Origin of the sequence: Streptomyces sp. NA04227 (genome assembly GCF_013364195.1) — a bacterium.
Taxonomy (GTDB): Bacteria; Actinomycetota; Actinomycetes; order Streptomycetales; family Streptomycetaceae; genus Streptomyces.
In genome coordinates, this window is record NZ_CP054918.1 from 289,582 (window position 1) to 308,383 (window position 18,802).

13 protein-coding genes are annotated in these 18,802 nt (G+C 73.5%); 4 read left to right on the forward strand and 9 right to left on the reverse strand.

Annotated elements, in window-relative coordinates; translation table 11 throughout:
• Positions 1 to 41 precede the first annotated feature (41 nt).
• From HUT18_RS00970 to HUT18_RS01005, 8 genes are all read right to left on the reverse strand, one after another.
• Positions 42 to 1,541, reverse strand: a complete 1,500-nt coding sequence (locus HUT18_RS00970) for an acyl-CoA synthetase (protein ID WP_176096902.1) — start codon at positions 1,539 to 1,541, stop codon at positions 42 to 44.
• Between the two features lie 182 nt (positions 1,542 to 1,723).
• Entirely contained in the window at positions 1,724 to 3,286 is a 1,563-nt protein-coding gene (locus HUT18_RS00975; protein WP_176096904.1) for an NAD(P)/FAD-dependent oxidoreductase, read from the reverse strand.
• Between the two features lie 136 nt (positions 3,287 to 3,422).
• Positions 3,423 to 5,615, reverse strand: coding sequence for a tetratricopeptide repeat protein (locus tag HUT18_RS00980; RefSeq protein ID WP_176096906.1), 2,193 nt, complete (start codon positions 5,613 to 5,615; stop codon positions 3,423 to 3,425).
• Between the two features lie 181 nt (positions 5,616 to 5,796).
• The gene (locus HUT18_RS00985; RefSeq protein WP_176096908.1) at positions 5,797 to 6,732 is read right to left on the reverse strand and encodes an oxygenase MpaB family protein; all 936 of its coding nucleotides are present in this window, start codon (positions 6,730 to 6,732) and stop codon (positions 5,797 to 5,799) included.
• 143 nt (positions 6,733 to 6,875) lie between these two features.
• Positions 6,876 to 7,547, reverse strand: a complete 672-nt coding sequence (locus tag HUT18_RS00990; RefSeq protein ID WP_176096910.1) for a pyridoxamine 5'-phosphate oxidase family protein — start codon at positions 7,545 to 7,547, stop codon at positions 6,876 to 6,878.
• Positions 7,548 to 7,715: 168 nt separating this feature from the next.
• Entirely contained in the window at positions 7,716 to 9,800 is a 2,085-nt protein-coding gene (locus tag HUT18_RS00995) for a PIG-L family deacetylase (RefSeq protein ID WP_254878371.1), read from the reverse strand.
• A 464-nt stretch (positions 9,801 to 10,264) separates the two neighbouring features.
• Positions 10,265 to 10,726, reverse strand: coding sequence for a GNAT family N-acetyltransferase (locus HUT18_RS01000; RefSeq protein WP_176096911.1), 462 nt, complete (start codon positions 10,724 to 10,726; stop codon positions 10,265 to 10,267).
• A gap of 129 nt (positions 10,727 to 10,855) precedes the next feature.
• Positions 10,856 to 12,499 carry a phosphodiester glycosidase family protein gene (locus HUT18_RS01005; RefSeq protein ID WP_176096913.1) on the reverse strand — a complete coding sequence of 548 codons (1,644 nt, stop codon included), beginning with the start codon at positions 12,497 to 12,499 and terminating at the stop codon, positions 10,856 to 10,858.
• A gap of 187 nt (positions 12,500 to 12,686) precedes the next feature.
• Between HUT18_RS01005 and HUT18_RS01010 the strand changes: the two genes are divergently transcribed.
• The 3 genes from HUT18_RS01010 (at position 12,687) to HUT18_RS01020 (ending at position 16,838) form a co-directional block, all read left to right on the forward strand.
• Entirely contained in the window at positions 12,687 to 13,508 is an 822-nt protein-coding gene (locus HUT18_RS01010) for an HAD family phosphatase (RefSeq protein WP_176096915.1), read from the forward strand.
• Positions 13,509 to 13,510: 2 nt separating this feature from the next.
• A complete protein-coding gene (locus HUT18_RS01015) occupies positions 13,511 to 15,925 on the forward strand; it encodes a glycoside hydrolase family 65 protein (protein ID WP_176096917.1) in 2,415 nt (804 codons plus the stop codon).
• 145 nt (positions 15,926 to 16,070) lie between these two features.
• A complete protein-coding gene (locus tag HUT18_RS01020) occupies positions 16,071 to 16,838 on the forward strand; it encodes an SDR family oxidoreductase (protein ID WP_176096919.1) in 768 nt (255 codons plus the stop codon).
• 20 nt (positions 16,839 to 16,858) lie between these two features.
• Here the strand turns inward: HUT18_RS01020 and HUT18_RS01025 are convergent, their stop codons facing one another.
• On the reverse strand, positions 16,859 to 17,755 hold the full coding sequence (locus tag HUT18_RS01025; RefSeq protein WP_176096921.1) for a phytanoyl-CoA dioxygenase family protein: 897 nt from the start codon (positions 17,753 to 17,755) through the stop codon (positions 16,859 to 16,861).
• A 108-nt stretch (positions 17,756 to 17,863) separates the two neighbouring features.
• Between HUT18_RS01025 and HUT18_RS01030 the strand changes: the two genes are divergently transcribed.
• Positions 17,864 to 18,751 (forward strand): AraC family transcriptional regulator, encoded by an 888-nt coding sequence (locus HUT18_RS01030; protein ID WP_176096922.1) that lies wholly within the window; start codon positions 17,864 to 17,866, stop codon positions 18,749 to 18,751.
• Positions 18,752 to 18,802 lie beyond the last annotated feature (51 nt).

The window sequence follows — 18,802 nt, forward strand, 5'->3', positions numbered from 1 at the left end:
CGGGCCGTCACAGTACGCGAGTTCGCGGCGGCGGGCGAGGGTCAGCTTCCCGCGAGCCGGTCGCGGAGTTCTCGCTTGAGGATCTTTCCGCTGGCGTTGCGGGGCAGTTCGTCCACGAAGACGATGCGCTTGGGTGCCTTGAAGGCGGCCAGGTGACGGCGGGCGTGGCCGATGAGTTCGGCCTCGTCCACCTCGGTGCCACGGACCACGACGGCGGTGACCGCCTCGATCCACCGCTCGTCGGGGAGTCCGATCACCGCGGTCTCGGCCACCGCTGGGTGGGTGTACAGCGCGTCTTCCACCTGACGCGAAGCGACCAGCACACCACCGGAGTTGATGACGTCCTTCACCCGGTCGACCACCGTGAAGTAGCCCTCGGCGTCCCGTACCGCGAGGTCCCCGGAGCGGAACCAGCCATCGCGGAAGGCCTCTTGGGTCTCCTCGGGCTTGTCCCAGTAGCCCTCGCACAACTGCGGTGAGCGGTAGACGACTTCGCCCGCTGTGCCGTCGGGCACCTCCGCGCCGTCCTCGTCGACGACCCTGGCCTCGACGAACAGCACCGGGCGTCCGCAGGAGTCCATCCGGCCCTCGTGCTCCTCGGGTCCCAGGACCGTCGCGAGCGGGCCGATCTCGCTCTGCCCGAAGCAGTTGTAGAAGGCCAGCGAGGGCAGCCGGGCGCGCAGTTTCTCCAGGACCGGCACCGGCATGATCGACGCGCCGTAGTACGCCTTGCGCAGCCCGTCCAGGTTCCGCTCGGCGAAGCCGGGGTGCTGGGACAGGCCGATCCAGACCGTCGGAGGCGCGAACAGGCTGTCCGCGCGGCCCTGTTCGACCAGGTCGAGAATCCGCTCCGGATCCGGCGCGTCGAGCAGGGTGTTCTCCGCGCCGACTGCGAGGTAGGGCAGCAGGAACACGTGCATCTGTGCCGAGTGGTAGAGCGGCAGCGAGTGCACCGGCCTGTCGCTCTCGCGCAGGTCCAGGGCGTGCAGGGCGCTCATGTACTCGTGCACCAGAGCGCGGTGCGTCATCATCGCGCCCTTGGGCAGCGCCGTCGTACCGGAGGTGTAGAGGAGTTGGACCAGGTCTTCGTCGGCGGCGGGCGCCCCGTCCCAGGGCGCGGTGTGCTCGATGCGGGCGAGCAGCGAGTCCTCGGTGTCGCGCAGAGCGAGCGTACGGGTGCCCTCGGGCAGGCGGCCGAGCAGCGCGGGATCGCCGAGCACCAGTGAACTGCCGGACTGGCGAAGGAGATAGCCGAGGTCCTCGCCGGTCAGGTTCTGGTTGACGGGCACATGGACGAGCCCGGCGCGGGCGCAGGCGAGGAAGCCGATGAGGTAGGCGTCGGAGTTGTGTCCGTACGAGGCCACCCGGTCGCCGGGCACGAGCGCCTGCAGGCGCAGGACGCGCGCCGCCCGCGAGACCGCGTCGTCGAGCTCGACGTACGTCCACGCGCGGTCGTCGTAGCGCAGAGCCGTACGGCCTGGGCAACGGCGGGCGCTGCGGCGGAGAACCGAGTCGACCGTACTGTTGTGCACTCCCGTCATGGGCGCGATCCTGACCCCGGTCGGGGCCGGGGTCAAGACGGGCGGCGGATTGGCACCTGACCGAGTGTCGGGTCCGGGTATCGGGTCCGGGTATCGGGTCCGGGTATCGGGTCCGGGTATCGGGTGAGGAGGCGCACGGACCTCACCCGACCCCTACGTGGTGGCCCGTCCCCGCTGCCGCCTCACTCCGCGCCGGTCTCCTCCAGCACCGCCATGGCCGCGTTGTGCCCGGGGATACCGCTCACTCCACCGCCCCGGACCGCTCCCGCTCCGCACAGGTGCACATTGGCGTGCGCGGTCGCGGTGCCCCAGCGGCCCGCGCCCTCCTGCCGGTAGGGGAAGGCCAGTTCACGGTGGAAGATGTTGCCGCCGGGCAGGCGCAGGTCGCGTTCCAGGTCGAGCGGGGTCTTGGCCTCGATACAGGGTCTGCCGTCCGCGTCCTTTGCCAGGCAGTCGGCCAGCGGCTCGGCGAGATGGGTGTCGAGCTGGGCCAGGGTGGCGGCGAGCAGTTCCTCGCGTGCCGTGTCGTTGTCGGCGCGGAACAGGCGGGCCGGGGTGTGCAGTCCGAACAGGGTCAGGGTGTGGTGGCCGCTCGCCGCGAGGTCGGGGCCGAGGATGGAGGGGTCGGTCAGCGAGTGGCAGTAGATCTCCGAGGGCGGCGCGGAGGGCAGCCGCCCCGCGGCGGCCTCGGCGTAGGCGGTGGCCAACTGGCCGTAGCCCTCGGCGACATGGAAGGTCCCGGCGAAGGCCTCGCGCGGGTCCACGGCGCTGTCCCGCAGCCTCGGCAGCCGCCGCAGCAGCATGTTGACCTTGAGCTGGGCGCCCTCCGCACGCGGTGCGGATTCCTCGCCGAGGAGTGCGGCGAGTTCCTCCGGCGAGGCGTTCACCAGGACGTGCCGGGCGCCGACCGTGTGCTCGGCGGTGCCGTCGTGGAAGGTGACCTCGGCCGACGTGCCGTCGGTCTCGACGCGCAGAGCCTCGTGGCCGGTGCGGATCTCGGTGCCCGCCGCGCGGGCCGCCGCCGCGAGCGCGTCGGTGAACGCGCCCATGCCGCCGACCGGTACGTCCCAGTCCCCGGTGCCGCCTCCGATCACGTGGTAGAGGAAACACCTGTTCTGGCTCAGGCCCGGATCGTGGGCGTCGGCGAAGGTGCCGATCAGCGCGTCGGTGAGGACCACCCCGCGGACCAGGTCGTCCTCGAAGTACCGCTCGACGGCGGCCCCGAGCGGCTCCTCGAAGAGCATCCGCCAGGCCGCGTCGTCGTCCACCCGGGCACGCAGCTCGTCCTTGCCCGGCAGGGGTTCGGTCAGGGTCGGAAAGACCCGCTCGGCCACCCGCTGGGTCGTCGCGTAGAAGCGCAGCCACGCCTCGTGGGCGCGGTCGGAGCCGGTCAGCGCGGCGAAGGACGCGCGGGTGCGGGCCTCGGAGCCGCCGACGAGCAGCCCGGTGGGCCGTCCGGCGCGCTCCACGGGTGTGTACGAGGAGACGCCGCGCTTGCGTACGGCGAAGCGCAGGCCGAGGTCGGTGAGGATCTTCTGCGGCAGCAGGCTCACCAGGTACGAGTAGCGCGAGAGACGGGCGTCGACTCCGGCGAAGGGGCGGGTGGAGACGGCGGCCCCGCCGGTCGTGCCGAGGCGTTCCAGGAGGAGGACCGAGCGCCCGGCGCGGGCGAGATACGCCGCGGCAACCAGGCCGTTGTGTCCGCCGCCGACGATCACGGCGTCATAGGCATCGCGTGCAGGCATGGTTCTTCGTAACACGCGGAGATCGGCCGGGCCACAGGCACGACGGGTTCTGTCGGGGTGTTCGCGCCTGCCGGGGTGTTCGCGGTGGGGGTCGGGAGACCGGCGGGGGAATCCGCTGGAGCGCGCGGCGCGGGATTCAGCTCTGCACGGAGGCGGGGCGCGCCCGCAGTACGGCGATCTGCCGGTGCAGGGCCTCGGCTTCCTGGGGCCGGCCGAGCTGTTCCAGGCAGCGGGCCTCGTCCTCGCGGGCGGCGAGGGTGTCGGGGTGCGCGGGCCCGAGTATCCGGGCGCGCGAATCGGCGACGCCTCGGTAGGCGGTGAGCGCCTGCGGCCAGCGGCCGAGCCAGCCGAGGCAGACTGCCGCCTCGCGGCGGGCGACCAGGGTGTCCGGATGGTCGGGGCCGAGCGCGCGTTCCCTGCCCGCGAGGACGTGTTCGGCCTCGGCGAGGGCCTCGTCCCACCGACCGAGGCGGCCGAGGTTGACGCCGAGGCCGTGCCGGGCGCGCAGCGTTTCCAGGTCCTCGGGGCCACCGATCCGGGTACGGTCCGCGAGCAGTTCGCGGTACAGGTGCAGGGCCTCCTCGCTGCGGCCCAGGCGACCGAGGCCGATACCCACCTCGTAGCGCGCGGCGAGGGTCTCCGGATGGGTGGGGCCGAGCGCGCGGCCGCGGGCCTCGGCGACGAAACCGTAGACCTCCAGGGCCTCGGCCCAGCGGCCCAGGCGGCCGAGGGCGTAGCCGACCTCGTAGCGGGAGACCAGGGTGTCCTGGTGCAAGGGTCCAAGGACGCGGGCCCGCTGTTCGGCGACCTCGGCGGCCAGTCGGCAGGCCTCCTCCACCTGTCCCATCCGGCCCAGGTTGAAGGCGAAGTCGTGGCGACAGCGCAGGGTGTCCGGATGGTCGGGGCCAAGAGTCTGCTCCCGCCCGGCGAGGACGATCAGGTAGAGCCGGTGCGCCTCGGTGTGGCGGCCGAGTCTGCCGAGCACATAGGCCGTTTCCTGGCGGGCGCCCAGCGTCTCGGGGTGCAGGGCGCCGAGCACGCGTTCCCGGGCGGCGGCGACCTGCTCGTACTCCTGGAGTGCCTGGGTGTCGCGGCCGACCCGGGCCAGTGCGTAGCCCACCTCGTAGCGGCTGGTCAGGGTCTCGGGGTGGTCGGGGCCGAGGGCCCGGCCGCGCTCGGCCATCACCTTGCGGTGCAGTTCGCAGGCCTCGGTCCAGCGGCCCTCCTCCGCGGCGCGCAGGGCCTCGGTCCGCAGCGCCTCCGCTCCGGCCGGGGGCGCCTGCCGCGGTACGCGTTCGGATGGCTCGCGGCCTGCCGCGACCCAGTGCCGGGTGAGCGCGGGTGTCACGGCGCCCCGGTCCCCCGCGGTGCCCGCCTTGCGGCCCGCCGTCATGCTCTGCGCCCAGGCGGGCAACGGGAGTTCACCGGTCGTACTCGCCGGGGCGGTCCGGGCGGCGTGCCGGAGCGGCTGTCCTCCGGCGCGTCCCGCGGCGAGGCGACGGGCCAGTTCCCTGGCCGACTCGGGGCGGTGCTCGGGGTCCTTGGCGAGCAGGGCGAGGACGACTTCGTCGAGGTAGTCGGGCAGTTCGCCGCGCCGCTCGCGCGGGGGTTCGGGGGCGTTGTCGCGGTGCCCGACGAGGATCGACCAGGTGTCGCCGAGGTCGAAAGGCGGTGCCCCGGTGGCGATTTCGTACAGCACACAGCCGAGCGAGTACAGGTCGCTGCGCTCGTCGAGGTGGCCGCCGCCGATCTGCTCGGGCGACATGTAGTGCGGGGTGCCCATCGCGATGCCGGTGCCGGTGATCTTCGCCGTGAAGCCGATGTCGTGGCCGAGCCGGGCGATGCCGAAGTCGCAGATCTTCACGGTGCCGTCCTGGCAGCGCACGATGTTGGCGGGCTTCAAGTCCCGGTGTACGACACTCTGTTCGTGGGTGTACGCGAGGGCCGCCGCGAGTTGTACGGCGATCTCCTCGACGTCGGCGACGGGCAGCGGACTGCCCTGGTTGTCCTCCAGGAGCTGGCTGAGGTTGCGGCCTTCGAGCAGTTCCATGACCAGGAAGAGCACGCCGTCGGCCTCGCCGAAGTCGTGGACGACGGTGACGCCGTGGTGCTGGAGCGCGGCCGCCACCCGCGCTTCGCGCTTGAAGCGCTCCTGGAGCCCGCGCGCGAGCGTGCCCTTCTGCGCCTGCGGTCCCATCGGCTTGAGGCACTTGACGGCGACCTGTCGGCCGAGGGACTCGTCACGGGCCCGCCAGACTTCTCCCATGCCGCCGCGCCCGATGAGATCGAGCAGCCGGTACCGGCCCTGGAGCAGCCTGGTTTCCGCCATATTCCGGTGTCGCCCCCGTCGCCTCGTGAGTCGGCCCCCAACACAAGGGGCGTCCGTTCGAGCCGGACGCCCATGGTGTGAGCACCTCTGCCTCAGCAGTGCCTTCGTCCTGTCCGAGGACGGTGGGCTCCGCCTCGACACTGAGACCGGACACCCTCCTCGGTTCGTCCAGTATGACGACCTATCCCCCGAGTTTGAACGGGGCTGGCCGGGAAGACGGACCGAGTCGTTCCACCGCGGTCAGGATGTGCTTGGGCGGCAACTGCCAGCGCACGGTGGCCGGTACCCACCGTAGGACCCGGCCCAGCGCACGCAGTCGGCGGGTCACCGCCGCCTCGCTCGGCGCACAACGTCCGTACAGGTCATGGGCGTACGGAGGCAGCGCCGCGTAGGCGAGAGCGCCGACCGGACGCCACAGTGCGGCCCGTGCGGGCAGCAGCAGGGGCGGTACGGGCGGGCGGCGCAGGAAGTCGTCCACCTCGCGTGCTTCGGGTCCGGCGGCGAGCTGCGGCACCATCTGGTCGAAGTAGGCGGCGAGTTGCTTCCGATCGGCCGGGACCTCCGCGGGATCGAGGCCCACGAGCCGGGCCGCTGTCCGGTTCTCGTCGATGTAGCGGTCGGCGTCCAGGTCGCTCAGCGGGACACCGGAACGCCGCACCACCTCCAGGTAGGAGGCGATCTCGGCGCAGTGCACCCACAGCAGCAGTTCGGTCTCGTCGACGCCGTAACTCTCCCCGGTGCGCGGGTCGGTGGCGCTCAGCATCCGGTGGATCTTGCGCACCCGGGCGCCCGCGCGCTCGGCGCGTTCGGTGGTGCCGTAGGTGGTGGTGCCGACGAAGTTCGCGGTGCGCCGCAGGCGGCCCCAGGCGTCCTGGCGGAAGTCGGAGTTCTGGGTGACCCCGCGCACGGCCCTCGGCAGCAGCGCCTGGAGGTAGAGGGCGCGCACCCCGGCGACCCACATCATCGGATCGCTGTGCACCTGCCAGGTCACACTCCCGGGGCCGAACAGCCCCGGATCACCGCGCCCGTCCGCGGGTTCCGCGCGCCGGTCCGTGCCCGGGCCCGTGCCCACGAGCCCGTCCGTCCCGCCCTGCTCCACATCCGGCTCTTCTCGCATACGGGGGTTCTTCCCCGCGAGGCGCCGCCCGAGCCCTGCCAAGTGGGTTCCCCCGGTCACGACCAGAGCACGCTGTCACTCTTCGCGACCACCCGTAACTCCGCGCGACCGGCGGCCTGTTGACCTGCGCGGCGCGGCGCCGCTCAGCGCGCCGCCACCGTCTTGAACCCGGAGACACGGGTCGGGGCGAGGGCGATCCACAGGCCGCTGGCGGGGCCGGGTGCGGGCAGGTGCTCGGCGAGTTCCTCGAACCGCAGCACGGCCTCGAAGTTGACCACGGCCCTGGCGTGCCCGGCGACGAGCACGCTCCAGCCGCCGGGTGCGCTCAGATGGTCGGCCTCGAAGGCGATGTCGGCTCCGGCGGCGGCCACCGGTACGGCGCCCGCGGAGGTGCGGAAGACGAGCTCGCCGCCGGTGAGCAGATAGTGCACGGGCACCACGTCCGGCCCTTCGGCGCCGAAGACGGCCACCCTGCCCTCGCCGTGCGTGGACAGGCGCTCCCGGCACTCGGACTCGTCCATCTCGACCAGTTCCGGGAGCCCTTGCGCGTCGTGGCCGTATCCGGCGCCGAACTCGACCGGCTCGCCCGCGAGTTCGGCGGGATGGGTGCGCAGTCCGCGGGCGAGCCGGAGTACCAGGCCGGGCTCCGGCGTCACCTGCTCCTCCTCGACATGGGCGAGGTAGGCGGGTGCGCAGCCGCTGCGCTCGGCGACCTCCTCCAGACGCAGGTGCAGCTCGGCGCGCCGCCGGGCGACCCGGCGCCCGAAGGCGGCCCGCCGCGGTCCGCGGTCCCTGATGCTGCTCGACGTCGCCATCCGGTACGTCCCCTCGTGAGGGCGGCCCGCGATACGTGTATCGCTCGCCGGGGCCCCGTCGCCGCCGCGCGGCGGGCGGGGCTGCCCACTCCAGGGTCTCGCTGCCGCGCCGCGGCGCAAGCCCGTGCCGGTGGCCGTCGCGGTGCGCGAGTACGCGACCGCACCGGGTCAGACCGCGGCGCCCGCCTCTTCGGTGGTCCGGCCGGGTTTCCAGGAGCGTTCCGGGCGCCAGAGCCAGGGCCTGGCCAGCGGGCTCATTCCGGCCGCCGCCGCGCCCTGTTCGGTGGCGATCAGGGCGGGGCCGTCCAGGGCGGTCACCCCGGGTGTGCCCGGCACCGGACGGCCCTCGTGGAGCAGCCGGAACTCGCCGCGCAGATCCCGCCCGAGCAGGTACGGGCCCGCCGCGAGGACCGGCCCGTACCCGGGGAAGCGGATCTCCTCTCCGGTGCTGGCGAGCAGCCGGTCGGAGGCTTCCGGACGGCACAGCACCCGCTCCCGGGACACGGCGACCGGACCGGCGGGCGCGGGCAGTTCCGGTGCGGGCAGCACTCCGTGCGGCGACCACTGGCAGACACCGATCCGGCCGGCTCCGTACACCCGGACCTCGCCCTGCCGGGTGACCACAGCGGTGAGCCCGTCCTGCACGGGGCCCGGCCCAAGGTCCTGCCACGGGGACCAGCGCCCCGACCTGTCCCGTACCCGGGTGCTCACGCCCTTGCCGGCGTTGCGCACGAAGAGGTGGACGCGGCCGTCACCGGCGGTGACCGCGACCGGGACGCCGACCCGGCGGGACCGGTCGGCGTCGGTCTCGGGCGTGCCGAGACCCGTCCAGGCCGTGAACCGGCCGCCGGGGGCCTGCTGTTCGAGGACGACGATCTCCCGCAGATTGACGCCGCCGCCGTGTTCCAGACCGGCGAAGCGCAGCGCGAACAGCAGGTGACGCCCGTCGCGGAGCGAGGTGAGTCCGACCGTGGGAGCCAGCGGCCCGCCGCCGAGGTCCTGGGGTGCCCCGAACTCGCCGTCCCGGCCCTCCTCCCAGCGCACGGCCCGCATGCCGAGTACTCCGTACGCGACCAGGCGATCGCCGCCGACGTGCCGGGCGAGGGCGGTGCGCGGTCCCGGGTAGCGGTGGTGCGTGGAGCGCACCCAGCCCTTGCGGTTGCGCAGCGGCCGGTCGCCGCCGACGTTGTAGTCGCCGCAGCCGGAGGGGTTGCCGCAGTCCCAGTCGGGCCCGGCACCGTAGGGGACCAGGTGGGATGCCTTGGTGCCGAGCACCGGCTCGGGGAGGTTCTTGGGCCAGTGGTGGTTGTAGTAGCCGCGGAACGCGGTCGCGACGAAGGCCGGGGCCCCGCCGGGCGCGGTCCGTGCCCAGCGGGCGAGTGCCGCCCAGGTGAACAGGCCGACCGCGGTGTGATCGCCGTGGTCGGAAAAGCCGGGCTGCTCGCTGTCGCGGATCCGGGTGCGCTCGTCACTTTCCTGGATGTCCGGGTCCGGGTCGAGGGTGTGGACCACCGTGGGCCGGTACCGCGCGAAGAGGCTCACCAGGGCGTCGAGCAGCGCCTCGGCGTCGTACGTCTGTATCGAGGCCACCGGCGAACCGGCCGCGACCGCCGTACGCAGCACCGTGTCACGGTCCTGCCAGAGCGCGGGTATGCCCTGGCCGCCCGAGAGGGTGTGCATGGCGAGGTTCAGGAAGACGAGCGAGACCGAACGGCGGCCGTTGTCCAGTGTGGCCGTCTCCGCCCGCCGCCCGCCGGGCAGTTGGGCCACCCCGAGCTTCCAGGGGGTGAACACGGGCAGCCCGAGCAGTTCGGCGTAGGCCTGGCGCAGTCCCTGGTGCCGGGCGGCGGAGTAGGCAGCACGGTCGGATGCCGGGTGCGGCCGGCCGGGGATCTTGTTGACGCCGTCCGCCTCGCCCGCCGTGACGTACACACAGACGACCGGCACGTCCGCGGACAGGGCCCGGTCGGCGTCCGGGTTCATGAAGTACAGGTCGTCGTCGGGGTGGGCGAGCACCTGGAGCAGCAGCGGCCGGGCGCTCTGCGCCGCGGGCGCGCCGGAGGCGGGCGCGGGCAGCGTGCCGCGCGGCTCGGGGTCCCGGCTGGCCTGTGCGGGTACGCCCGCGGCCACAGCGGCCACCACACCGGCGCCGAGTACGGTTCTGCGCCGCGGCGCGAGGGCGAGCCCCCGGTGTTCCGACACGCTGTTGAGTTGTCCGGGCACACGGGTGTCCCGGGCAGATCCGAGGGGCACGCGCCACTTCTCCGTCACTGACCCGCAGCGGGCTCAGCGCGCTGCCATTCCTACTGGTGAGTGGACGACTCCTGTGCCACAGGTGACGTCCACCCGTAGAGAATGTGAACGGGCAGTAATGGTTGCCCGGTGTGAGGAACGCGACTCCGCGAGTGGGCGGCGATTGCGCGCGAAGTCGGGCAATACAGACGCCAGTTCAGGGAAGTGGAGGGTGAGGGACCGGAAAGCCGGGAGCGGGAGAACCGGCAGGCCGGAGGAACGCGAGCGGAATGCCCCGCGCGCGCCCGTGCCCCGGGCACAGCCGATCCCGCAAGCCCGGGCGCAGCGCCAGAGCACATCGGCACTCCCGGGCTCACGGCCTTACGGCCTTACGGGCTTACGGGCTTACGGGCTTACGGGCTTACGGGCTTACGGGCTTACGGGCTTACGGGCTGGGGAGCGATTCCCCGTGACCGGCTGATTGGTCAGGTGCCCGAGACGTCGAGCGGCAGATCGCGATGGAAGACGGCCATGGCCCGACCGGGGCCGTCGTAGTCGTCGACGATCTTCGTGTCGAAACCGAGGCTGCGATGGAAGGCGATCGAGCCGGTGTTCCCGACCGACGTGATCGCCTTCAGCCGCCGTGCGTCGTGACGTTCCGCCGCTTCGGCGAACGCCCCGTACAGACGACGCCCGAGACCGGTGCCACGGGCGTCGTCCCGCGTGGCGATCAGATGCACGTACCCGGTGCCGTCCGGGGTGACGAACCCGAAGACGTACCCACGGATCCCGTCCTCGGCTCGGGCGACCAAGCAGGTGGTGCCGAACTCCTGCACCAGTGCCAGAAGGTGCAGCGACCGAAGGTCGCGCTCGCCCCAGTAACGGGAGTGATCGGTCAGGACCTGGTGGAAGTCGGCCACCTCGGCCGGTGCGATGTGTATCCCCATGACGGTGATCTTGGCAGGCACCGTCGCCGTTACGGGCGACGGCCCGTCGCCCCTGTGGGACCGACAGGACCCGCAAGACCCACAGGACCGACGGACCGGCCCGACCCGCGCGCCTCGTACTACCGCGTACTACCGCGTCAGGACGAGTGCGTCGCCGTCCGGGCGTTCGCCCGTCGCGTCGCTCGGGGTGCCCTGGAGGGTGCCCTCCACGACCATCGCGGTGGAGCCGCCGCCGTCCAGGTTGAGGGCGTTGCGGGCGCCGAGGGCGCGCATCACGGCCGCGGTCTCCGGCAGGGACAGGCCCACGCTGTGGCCGGGCCTGCGGCCGTCGGCGGTGAGCAGGATCAGGCGCCCGTCGGCGGTGACGCCCGCCGCGGTGCGCGGATTGCGGCGCAGGTACCAGCCGTTGTAGAAGCCGGCGCGGTCGGTGTCGGCGATGTCCTCGGGGCTCCAGCCGTCGCGTACCGGGTCGAGTGCGGTGCGTCCGTCGCGCAGCAGCAGGGGGCCGCCGTTGGCCAGGGAGGTGTCGGGGCCGAGCCGGACGGGCTTGCCGGTGCCCGCGTCCAGGACGGAGCGCCGGAGCGTGAGCCGGGCGCCCGGCCGGGCGTGCTCCCGCAACCATTGGGCCTGGGTGCCCGTGCCCTGAAGGACCGTGCCGCGCGCCGGTACGGCGCCGCCGCGCTCCTCGCGTACGGAGACGACGCGGCCGGAGGCGTCCAGGGTCGCCTGGAAGCCGGGGCCGGTGGGCGCCTCGGGGCCGAACACCGGGGTGAGGGCGACGAGTTCGTTGGGGTTGCCGCAGGTGTAGTCGTGGGCGGGGTGGGCGAAGGGCACCGCGTCGCCGGTGCCGCCGCAGTTCAGGACGAGCCCCGACTGGCGGTTGAGACCGGTCACCGGGTGGCGGCTGCCGGACTCGGTGCGGACGGACAGCTCGGTACGCACCCGGCGCACCGCGGCGCCGTCACCCGAGGCCGAGGGCAGGACGAGTGCGGGCCGGTCGCCGACGCCCTCCGACACCAGGTCGCCGCGGACCACGGAGACGCCCGCGAGGTCGCCGTCGGTCCCGGCCGCCCAGGGGCCGGGGGTCTGGTGTGTGCCGCCGATGACGAAGTAGCCGCCGTTGACGGCGGCGAAGGCGTTGGTGCGCCGGGCGAGCGCGCTGACGGTCTCGCGGCCGGGCACGATCCCGGTGGCCAGCTCGGAGCCGATCCGGCCGCGGAAGGTCTTCGGGTCGATCACCAGGGCGTCCAGGGACCAGGGCCCGGTGGTCGGGTGGCCGTCCTCGCCGGTGGACTGGACGCTCGCGGGCAGGCCCTTCGCCGCCATCGCGTCCCGGGTGCGCTGTGCGGCGGCCTGGTCGGCGTACTCGCCCACCCGCACCAGCCGGCCCAGTGGGCCGTCGCCGGTCCGGCGCGGGTCGGGGCCCGCGGTGGCGTCGCGGCGCGGCTCGAACCCGGCCTCGCGGACCCGCTGTTCCAGGGCGGCGACCTCGGCCTCGGTGGTGCCGGTGCCGACGGTCACGGTCCAGAAGTCCCGCGCCGAGGTGCGCCCGCGCTCGATGGACACCTGGGTCACCCCGGGCGCGAGCTCGCGCACCGTGCGGCTCTCCGGGAGGTCCGCGGGGCCCAGCGGCAGCGGCGCGGCGGCGGTGGCGACGGGCCGGGAGCCCTGATCGCCGGGTTCGGCCGCGCCCGCTCCGGCCGCCGGAGGTACCAGGAGGCAGGCGGCCGTCACCGCGCCGACCAGCCCCCGGCGCACAGTCCTCGGCTTCACTCTCGGTACCTCCCGCTCGGACGTCTGTGGCGGGCACGGAGTCTCGCCGGTCTCCATGACTTCCCGGTGACCGCACGCCGTACACGGTGAGGGGCCGCGGCGACGGCACGGGGCACCGGTCCCGCCACGACATGCCGTACCCCGCCGATCCGTGCTGCCATGGGATGAGCCTGCGAAGGGAACGGGCATGGCGTCGTGGTCCCGCCTCCCTGCCGGTGTCGACGCGGTCGTCCTCGACACCGACGGGGTGCTCACGGACTCGGCCGGGCTGCATGCGGCGGCCTGGCGGACCGCCTTCGACGCGTGCCTGCGCGCGGCGGGCGACGAGCGGCCGTTCGACGCGGACGCCGAGTACCGGCGGTACGTGGACGGCAGGTCCCGCCGGGACGGTGCCCGGGCCTTTCTGCGCTCGCGCGGTCTGCGGCTGCCGGAGGGGAGCGCGGACGAGCCGCCGGGAACCGGCTCCGTGGCGGCGGTGTGCGCCCGCAAGGAGGAGGAGTTCCTGGCCCGGCTGCGGGTGCGGACGGTTCCCGAGGTGCCGGGCGCCGGGCGGCTGCTGCGCGCGCTCGCGGAGCGGGACGTCCCCTGTGCGGCCATCTCCGCGTCCCGGCACGCCACCGATCTGCTGCGGTCCGCCGGGCTGCTCGGACTGCTGCGCCTGGTCGTCGACGGCAACGAGGCCCGCCGCCTGGACCTGCCGGGCAAACCCGACCCCGCGCTCTTCCTGGAAGCGGCCCGGCGCCTTGGCGTACCGCCGGAGCGCGCGGCCGTCGTCGAGGACGCCCTGGCCGGGGTCGCCGCGGGCAGGCGGGGCGGCTTCGCCCTGGTGGTCGGCGTCGACCGCACCCCGGGCGGCACCGCAACCGAGGAGCTGCGCACGCACGGCGCCGATGTCGTGGTGCCCGGCCCGGCGGCGCTCCTCGGCATCCACGACGCCTGGCACACGTACGGCCATGAGCAGCGAGCCGCCGCCGGGGACACCCGGGGCGACCGAGGCGGGGAGGGCTGAGCATGCCGGGCTGGACATGGACCTACGAGGGCTACGACCCCGCGCAGGAGCGGCTGCGCGAGTCCATCTGCACCCTGGGGAACGGCCTGTTCGCCACCCGGGGCGCCGCCTCGGAGTACAGCGCCGGGCCCTCGCACTACCCGGGCACGTACGCGGCGGGCGTCTACGACCGGCTGGTCTCCGAGGTCTCCGGGCGGGACGTCGAGAACGAGGACATGGTCAACCTGCCCGACTGGCTGCCGCTGCGCTGCCGTATCCGCACACCGAACGGCGCGCACGGGGACTGGCTCGGCCCCGACGACCCGGGGTTGCGCGAGCACCGCCGCACCCTCGATCTGCGCGAGGGCACACTGACCGTCGAGTCGGCGTACGAGGACGCGGTGGGGCGTCGGCTGACCGTGCGCCAGCAGCGGCTCGTGCACATGGCCGACCCTCATCTCGCCGCGCTGCACTGCGAGTTCACCGCGGAGAACTGGGACGGCACCCTGGAGGTGGTCGCCGCGCTCGACGGGGACGTACGCAACGAGGGGGTGGAGCGCTACCGCGCTCTCGCGGGGCGTCATCTGCACGACTGGCAGACCGGGACGGTCACCGACGACACGGTGCGGCTCGACTGCCGTACGCGCACCTCGGACATCCGGATCGCCCTGGCCTGCCGCACCCGCGCGGGCTCGCGCGACGCGCCCCGGGACGAGTTCCGGGGGCCGGACCGGGTGCGCCTTGGCGACCGGCAGGTGGGCCAGCACTTCGCGCTGCCGGTGCGCGCGGGCGAGACGATCGTGGTCGACAAGACGGTCTCGCTGTATACCTGGCCGCGTCCCCCGACCGCCGCCGAGGACACCGAGGCCCGCCAAGCCGCCGCCATGGCACCGGAGTTCGCCGCGCTGCTCACCTCGCACCGGCGGGCGTGGGAGAAGCTGTGGCAGCGGACTCCGCTGGAGGTGAAGGGCCGCGCCGGGCTGATCCTGCGGCTGCACCGGTTCCACATCCTGCAGACGCTGTCCCCGCACACCGCCGCCCTCGACGTCGGCGTCCCGGCCCGCGGCCTGCACGGAGAGGCCTATCGCGGCCATGTCTTCTGGGACGAGTTGTTCGTCCTGCCGTATCTGAACCTGCACTTCCCGCAGGTCTCGCGGGCGCTGCTCGGCTACCGGCACCGCAGGCTCGGGGCCGCCTGCCGGGCCGCGACGGAGCACGGTCTGCGCGGCGCCATGTACCCGTGGCAGAGCGGGAGCGAGGGGCGCGAGGAGACGCAGCAGATGCACCTCAACCCGCGCTCGGGCCGGTGGCTGCCCGACCGCTCCCGGCTCCAGCACCATGTGGGTTCGGCCGTCGCGTACAACGTCTGGCGGTACTGGGAGGCCACCGGTGACCGGGAGTTCCTGTACGGGCAGGGTGCGCACATGCTCCTGGAGGTGGCCCGGTTCTGGTCGAGCCTGGCGCAGTGGGACGAGGGGCTCGGCCGCTACCGCATTCGCGGGGTGATGGGGCCCGACGAGTACCACGACGCCTACCCGGACGCGGCCGAACCGGGCCTGGACGACAACGCGTACACCAACGTCACGGCGGCCTGGGTGCTCGGCCGCGCCCTGGAGGTCTGCGAACTACTGCCCCCCGAGGCCCGCGAACTGCTGCGGCGCCTGGAGGTCGACGCCGCCGAGCGCGAACGCTGGCGGGAGCTGTCGCACCGGCTGTACGTGCCCCATCACGACGGGATCATCAGCCAGTTCGCCGGTTACGAGAACCTCGCCGAACTCGACTGGGAGCGCTACCGCGCGCAGTACGGCGACATCCGCCGTCTGGACCGGATCCTGGAGTCCGAGGACGACACGGTCAACCGCTACCGTGCCTCGAAGCAGGCCGACGTCCTGATGCTGGGCTACCTGTTCCCGCCCGCCGAACTGGGCGCTCTCCTCGGGCAGTTGGGGTATCGGCTCGACGACGCGGCCTGGCAGCGCACCGTCGACCACTACCTGGTGCGGACCAGTCACGGCTCCACCCTCAGCGCCGTGGTGCACGCCTGGGTGCTCGCCCGTGCCCGCCGCGCGGACGCCTGGCGGTTCTGCGAGGAGGCACTCATGGCGGACGTCGCCGATCTCCAGGGCGGCACCACCGCGGAGGGAATCCACCTGGGCGCCATGGGCGGCACCCTCGATCTGGTGCAGCGGGGACTGACCGGCCTCGACATCCAGGACGGCGTCCTGCGCCTCGCGCCCGCCCCGCTCCCGCAACTGTCCAAGTTCGGCGTGGGGTTCCGGCTGGCCCGGTACGGCGACATCAGACTGCGGCTGCGCCGGCAGCGGGTGCAGGTCGCGCTCTCCGAGCTCAGCGAGCGTCCGTTGTCCGTGGCGATCGGCAGCCGCTCCCTGACCGTCGCCCCCGGCACGGCCCCGTGGGTGGACATCAACGGCAGGTGACCCGCGCCCGGTCGCGCCCGCCGCGCCGTCCGCGGCGCCGGTGTCACATTCCCCGTACGCCGCCCGTCAGGGAAAACGAGGGCCCTTGAGAACGTACGGCCGCGGCCGGGACACGCTCCCGGCCGTCACGACCTTTGGAGAAACCATGACCTCACCCATCCTGGTCACCGGTGGCACGGGCAAGCTCGGACGCCATGTCGTCCCGCTGCTTCGGGAGGCGGGGCATGACGTCCGCGTACTCAGCCGCCGGAGCAAGGACCCGCTCGACGGCGTCGAGTACGTGAGTGTCGACCTGCTCGACGGCGACGGTCTCGCGGGGGCGCTCGACGGCGTCACGACCGTGCTGCACCTGGCCGGTGCGAACAAGGGGGACGACAAGGCCACCGCGAACCTCGTCGAGGCGGCGCGGCGGACCGGCGAGGTCGAGCACCTCGTCCATGTCTCGGTCATCGCCGCCGACAAGCTGCCCATCGGCTGGTTCCGGTCCAAGTACGCTGCCGAACAGGCCGTCATCGGATCCGGCATCCCGTGGACCGTGCTGCGGCCCGCGCAGTTCCACGACATCGTGTGGGACATGGTCACCGCGATGGCCAAGATGCCGGTGTTCCCCGCGCCGGGCGGGCTCAGGTTCCAGCCGGTGGACATCCGAGAGGTCGCCGAGCGCCTGGTCGGCCTCGCCCTCGACAAGCCCGCCGGACTCGTCCCGGACCTCGCGGGGCCCAAGGTCTACCACCTCTCCGAACTGGGCCGCGGTTACCTTCAGGCCCGCGGAAAGCGCCGCCTGATGCTGCCTGTTCGGATGCCCGGGAAGGTGGGGCGCGCCTACCGGGCAGGCGAAAACCTCAATCTCGATGCGGCCGTGGTCGGCGGGCGGACCTGGGAGGAGTTCCTGGCGGAGCGCGTCGAGCGGTGACCCGCAGCGGGGGCGGGCGGTCACAGTCCGTCCCGGTCGTGCCAGTGCCGCTGCCAGCGCGGGTCGACCGGTTCGGCGGCGGCCTGGTGGCGGATGTCGGTGGACAGACGGAAGCGCCCGGCGGGGTCCCGGTTGTCGAGGGAGGCGTGGACGATGTGGGCGTTGTGCACCATCAGGTCTCCGGCCGCGAAGTCGGCGACCAGCCAGCGGCTGTCGTACTCCTCCGCGAGCGCGGGCAGGTCCGCGGTGAGGGAGGCGGCCGGGCGTCGCAGCGTACCGGCGGCCTCCTCGGCGCGGACACGGTGGTGGCTGTGTTCCAGGTAGATCAGCGGACCCGCGCTCAACGGGCAGTCGCCGAGCGGGATCCACGAGGAGACGACGCGGTCGGTGCCCTCGCGGAGGTAGACCAGGTCGTAGTGGGCCTGGGTGGCGGTGCCGATGCCGGTCTCGCCGGGGCCGACGTGGCGGATGATCCGGCGGCGGTGCAGATGGAGTTCGGGGGTGCCGAGCAGTCGGCGGTGGAAGGCCAGCAGGTCCGGGTGGCGGCACAACTCCTCGTAGCGCGGGCCGGGAACGACCTCCCGGAAGAGGAGCGTGCGCAGCCTGGCCAGGTCCACCGCGCTCCGGTGCGCGGCGCGCCCCTCCTGCGGGTCGCTGCCGGGGACGGTCAGGCCGGACGGCGCGAGCGTCGCGAAGTAGTGGCGCCGGAAGTCGAGCACTGTCCGGCGTGCGAAGAAGCCGGGCAGATAGAGATAGCCGTCGCGGGCGAGGCGGGCGCGCAGAGCGCCGGGGTCGGCGCGCTCGGCGGGCGGCACCGGGCTGAGACGGCCGAGGCGGCGCGGGTCGTCCGACAGCCGGTGGCCGTTGGACGTCAGGACTCCTGCCGGAACGGCACCGAGTGGCTGCGGTGAACTCATGCCCCCATGCTGGCCACGATCGTGGCGAGGCAGAATGCAGGGATTCCGGAGATGCTTGGACGATTGTCGACCGTGGGACGGTGAGTGACGGTCGGGAAGGACGGCGCCGTGGAGTCCGTGGCCCACTACCGCACACCCCCGGACGGCGTGCGCGCCCTCGGCCTGGCGGTGACCGGCGCGGGGCGGGTGAGGGGCCAGGGCACGCACCGCGAACGGCGCACCCTGCACGAGTGGGCCGGTGTCCTGGTGACCGCGGGCACGGGCCGTCTGACCCTGCACGGGCGGCCGGGTACCCACTCCGTGACGGCGGGCACGTTCTTCTGGCTGCCGCCCGGCGTCCCGCACTCCTACGGGCCGGGTCCGGACGGCTGGGACGAGCACTGGGTCCTCTTCGACGGCCCGGCCGCCCCGCGCTACGCGGAACTCGGATATCTCGACGGTGGTCCCGCCGGTCCGGCCGTGCTCGCGCCCGCCGACCCGGCGGACGTACGGGAGCGGCTGGCCGAACTGCTCGGGCTGCTCGGCGGACCCGAGACGCTGGCGGGGCATGTGACCGCGGCGGGCGCCCTGCACTGCCTGATCGGCGCCGTGGGTACGGGAGTCGGGGCCCGGGCGGTGACACCCGGCGTCGAACTGGGCCTGCGCGCCTTGGAGTTGCTCGACCGGATGGAGGCGGGGCCGATCCGGGTCGGCCGGGTGGCCCGTGAACTCGCCGTGTCCCGCGACACCTTGGCCACCGCGGTGCGCCGCGTGACCGGCTCGACCCCGACCGAGTACGTCACCCGTCGCCGTCTCGACCGCGCCAAGGCCCTGCTCGCCGGAACCGGCCACCCCGTCTCCCGGATCGCCCGCGAGGCCGGTTATCCGGACCCCGCGTACTTCACCCGGGTCTTCACCCGCCATGTCGGCTCCTCCCCCACCGCCTTCCGTCGGCAGCAGCAAGTCCCGCTGACGGACACCGGATCCGCGTACGGGGAGGAGTCGGCCGGGAGCTGAGCAGTTCATGCGGACAGCCCACGAGCGCAGCCACGTTCACTGCTCCGAACG